The 456-nt window shown below is 55.3% G+C and carries 1 protein-coding gene; it reads right to left on the bottom strand.

The features are described 5' to 3' along the window. Window positions 1-456, bottom strand: a 456-nt coding sequence (locus DWY84_RS17095) for a tetratricopeptide repeat protein (RefSeq protein ID WP_207665140.1), incomplete at both ends; no start/stop codon positions are given.

Raw genomic sequence — 456 nt, 5'->3', positions numbered from 1 at the left:
GCGGCAGCAGTATACCAACGGATCGCTTCCGTCATATTTTGCTTCACGCCCACGCCATTGCTGTAATTCCAGCCAAGGTAGAACATGCAGTAAACACTTCCTGCCTCAGCTCCCCGCCGGTACCAGTAAAGCGCCCTGTCTTCGTTCTGTTCCACGCCATATCCCCTTTGATAGCACCAGCCAAGGTTGCACATGGCAACGCCGTTGCCGCCTTCGGCACTGCGGCGATACCAGTAAAGCGCCCTTTCTTCGTTCTGTTCCACGCCTTCGCTGCCATCGTAGCAGCATGCCAGATTATTCATGGATTGCAAATGGCCACACTGTGCGCCCTGCTCATACCATTTTACGGCTTCCTGCCAATTCTGCTCCACGCCATATCCCCTTTCATAGCATCGGCCAAGATTGCACATGGCATCGCCGTTGCCGCCTTCGGCACTGCGGCGATACCAGTAAAGC

The sequence above is a fragment of the Clostridium sp. AF27-2AA genome (assembly GCF_003478505.1).
Lineage (GTDB): Bacteria > Bacillota > Clostridia > Lachnospirales > Lachnospiraceae > Brotaphodocola.
The sequence above is the reverse complement of the archived record's forward strand: the minus strand, read 5'-3'. Positions and strand labels throughout refer to the sequence as shown.